We start from the raw sequence: 3,423 nt of genomic DNA, 5'->3' as shown, positions 1-3,423 counted from the left end.
GTCGCCAGAAACTCCGACAACATCGACTACGGCGAGATGATCCATGCCTATGACGGGACCGAGGAAGGCGTCACCACCTTCACGGAACGCGGTGTCGAGAGCTTGAAGGAGTTCCTCGCCGACGTCCGCACCTGGGAGTGCGGCGTCCGGCAATTCCTCGTCGACGAGCAATGTGACCCGGAAGTCATCAAACGCATCATGGCAGACGAGCCGAAATCATAAGCCCCGCGGCCTTCGCCGGATGGATACTTCCTACCTGCTCTCCGGAATTGATTGGCGCGCGCCGCAGGAAACCTGGCGACCGACGCGAGTATGATTGCATTTAGGCATTGAGATTATTGGGAAATCTGGTTGAATGTCGTCATGACATTGCCGCCGCTTTCTCTACCTTCGGACATCGCCAGCGCCCATGCGGCGCTGCTGGCCGAGCGCACGGCGCGGGTGCAGGCCGAGGCGGAAGCCGCCAATGCAAAGGCGCGGTTGTCGAGCACCGAGGCGCTGATCGCACATCTGCAATTACTGATCGGCAAGCTGGAACGGGCCAAGCACGGGCCGAGTCGTGAGCGCACCCAGCGGCTGATCGACCAGTTGGAATTGCAGCTCGAAGAACTCGCCGCGTCGGCGACCGAGGACAAACTGGCGGCCGAAGAGGCCACGGCCAAAACGCAGGCGGTGCGTGCCTTCACGCGTAAACGGCCAGTGCGCCAGCCCTGGCCGGAGGATATCGAGTGCGAGCGCATCGTCCTCGACGCGCCGACAGCCTGCGCTTGCTGTGGTGGATCGCGGCTATCGAAGCTGGGCGAGGACGTGACGGAAACGCTGGAGGAGATGCCGCGCCGCTTCAAGGTGATCGAGACGGTACGCGAAAAGTTCACCTGCCGCGATTGCGAGGCGATCAGCCAGGCCCCCGCGCCGTTCCATGCCACACCGCGCGGCTTCATCGGCCCGAACCTTCTGGCGACGATCGTGTTCGACAAGTTCGGGCAGCATATCCCGCTGAACCGCCAGAGCACACGGTTCAAATGCGAGGGCATCGACCTGTCGACCCAGACGTTGGCCGATCAGGTCGGCCACGTCGCCTTCGCCCTCAAACCGGTCTTCGACCTGATCGAGACGCATGTGTTCCAGGCCGAGCGGCTTCACGGCGACGACACGACGATCCCGATCCTGGCAAAGGGCCAATGCACGACCGGGCGAATATGGGTTTACGTGCGTGACGATCAGCCATTCGCCGGGCCTGCACCACCGGCTGCGGTCTTCTATGCTTCCAGCGATCGGCGCGGAGAACACCCGCAAAAGCATCTGGCCGACTTCAGCGGCATCCTTCAGGCTGATTGCTACAACGGCTTCAATCCGCTGTTCGACCGGACGAGGAGGCAGATGCCGGCGACGCCCGCCTTCTGCTTCGCCCATGCGCGCCGGAAGTTCTTCGAACTGGCCGATGTCGCTCGCAATGCCCGGCGCGGCAGGGGTGCGAAACCGATCTCACCGCTCGCGCTTGAGGCCGTCAAGCGCATCGATGCTCTGTTCGCCATCGAGGGCTACATCAACGGCTTCAGCGCGGCCGAGCGGTTGACTGCCCGGCAGGAGAAGAGCAAGCCGCTGCTGAACGATATGGAGGAATGGCTGCGCGCCGAGCGGGCCGGCCTCTCGCGTTCATCCCCGGTGGCCGGGCCGATCGACTATATGCTGTCGCGCTGGGCCGATTTTGCCCGCTATGCCGATGACGGGAGGATTTGCATGACGAACAATGCCGCAGAAAGAGCGTTGCGCGGTGTAGCCTGCGGCAGAAAATCCTGGCTCTTTGCCGGTTTCGATCGCGGCGCCGATCGCGCGGCCATCATGCTCACGCTCATCATCACCGCGCGGCTGAACGATGTGGACCCCAAGGCGTGGCTTGCCGATGTCCTCACCCGTATCGCTGACCTGCCGGTCTCGCGTCTGCCGGAATTGCTTCCGTGGGAGTGGAAGCGGCTACGCCAGGCTGAAAGCCCGTCCCTCATGCTGGCGGCCGGACGATGGCAGCTTCCCTGGTCCGTCTGAAAGTCACTCTCGACCATGTCGAACCGGTGGTGATGCGGCGCGTTGTCGTGCCGTGGCGCATCCGGCTCAGCCGATTGCATGAGGTCTTGCAGGCCGCGATGGGCTGGACGAATAGCCATCTCTACGAATTCCAGATCCGCGACGTCGGCTTTGGCTTGCCCGACCAGGAATGGGGGGATGGCCCGATCGATGCGCGCAAGGTCTCGCTCCTGTCGGCAATCCAGGACACCGGCGCGAAATCCTTCAAATACCACTACGACTTCGGTGACGGTTGGACGCACAGCATCAAGATCGAGCGCACGTTCCCCATCGCTGCGCTGGGCGACCCCATGCTGATCGAGGCGACGGGGCGCTGCCCGCCTGAAGACGTCGGCGGGCCTTGGGGATACCAGGAGTTCCGTGAGGCGCTTGCCGATCCCGCTCATGAGCGGCACGCCGAACTGGCCGAATGGTGGGGCGCCAAAGACTTCGACCCGAACAATGCCGCGTTCGCCGACCTCAACAGAGCCGTTGAAGACCTGGTCGAAAAATGGGCGCGTCGAACACGCCGGAAAACCTGACGGCCCGCTACGCCGAGCGCCCCACTTCGACCAACCTAATCTCCCATAGACCGATTGGTCGTCATCCGCGCGCGCAAAGACCGCGTGGCTGATCGTATGCTTACGCAACAACAAACGGGTTGCTGGAAAATCCGGCTTGGTGAAAGCGACCGCCAGCCAAAGTGCGGTGACGCTCGGCACGAGCTGAAAAACAAGAATTGTGACAGGTGGAAACGACGAGAGGAGTGTCTTGCTGAGAATCGTACCAAGAGCCCAGCACAAACACGCCCCTACAATCGCCACACGAGGCGAAAGCGAGGACATGACTATCTCCAAAGAAGGTTCAAACGAAGGTGGTGGGACGCCGAGAGCTAGGCGTCGTCGTCACACCGATCGTATGAAGGCAGTCTTTGGGGACGCTTGCTCATATCGCCTTGGATATCCGTCTTTGTTGCATGCCCAGCGGGGCGAATTTAATTGACCCGGATTCCTCTTATATCACGCTGCCCTGCGCTCGAACACCACGAGGCGATGGCTGCGTTGACGTTTCACCTATCCCAGAGAGCGCAGCATGTAGACCGATGCCTCCCGACTATGGCGCGGCAATCAGGATGAGACGCGGGCGACAATCTGGATGAGATTCTTAGGTCGCGGTCGGGATCAAGTTATCATGCTGATTGCCGCTGACAAGTTCTTCGTCGTTTTCTGATTGCCGCTCCGCGACAGACAGCGTGGAGGTCCTGATTGTCGCAAACGAGGCCGGTCGGCCCCGCTGGCGTTTCTCCTCAAGCGCAGTTCTGCGGCGATAGCTTTCGACGTTCATCTCGAAGATCGTGGCATG

3 protein-coding genes and 1 pseudogene are annotated in these 3,423 nt (G+C 61.7%); 3 read left to right on the top strand and 1 reads right to left on the bottom strand.

The window, feature by feature from the left end; translation table 11 throughout:
* The 3 genes from B5M41_RS26610 to B5M41_RS26600 form a co-directional block, all read left to right on the top strand.
* Positions 1-222: hypothetical protein (locus B5M41_RS26610; protein WP_230640361.1), on the top strand; the 222-nt coding region annotated here is incomplete at its 5' end.
* A gap of 141 nt (positions 223-363) precedes the next feature.
* A complete protein-coding gene (gene tnpC / locus B5M41_RS26605) occupies positions 364-2,043 on the top strand; it encodes an IS66 family transposase (protein ID WP_134652823.1) in 1,680 nt (559 codons plus the stop codon).
* Positions 2,019-2,603 carry a plasmid pRiA4b ORF-3 family protein gene (locus B5M41_RS26600; protein ID WP_134652821.1) on the top strand — a complete coding sequence of 195 codons (585 nt, stop codon included), beginning with the start codon at positions 2,019-2,021 and terminating at the stop codon, positions 2,601-2,603. The genes tnpC and B5M41_RS26600 overlap by 25 nt, the downstream gene beginning before the upstream one ends.
* A gap of 622 nt (positions 2,604-3,225) precedes the next feature.
* On the opposite strand, the pseudogene B5M41_RS26595 reads toward B5M41_RS26600, so the two are convergent.
* A pseudogene (locus tag B5M41_RS26595) lies at positions 3,226-3,423 on the bottom strand (hypothetical protein); the annotation flags it as partial.

The sequence above is a fragment of the Shinella sumterensis genome, from assembly GCF_004514425.2.
GTDB classification, from domain to species: Bacteria; Pseudomonadota; Alphaproteobacteria; order Rhizobiales; family Rhizobiaceae; genus Shinella; species Shinella sumterensis.
The sequence above is the reverse complement of the archived record's forward strand: the minus strand, read 5'-3'. Positions and strand labels throughout refer to the sequence as shown.

Bases quoted from the DNA above. Each gene is read 5' to 3' on its own strand.
- B5M41_RS26600 (WP_134652821.1), top strand. From the start codon at position 2,019: ATGGCAGCTTCCCTGGTCCGTCTGAAAGTCACTCTCGACCATGTCGAA.
- tnpC (WP_134652823.1), top strand. From the start codon at position 364: ATGACATTGCCGCCGCTTTCTCTACCTTCGGACATCGCCAGCGCCCAT.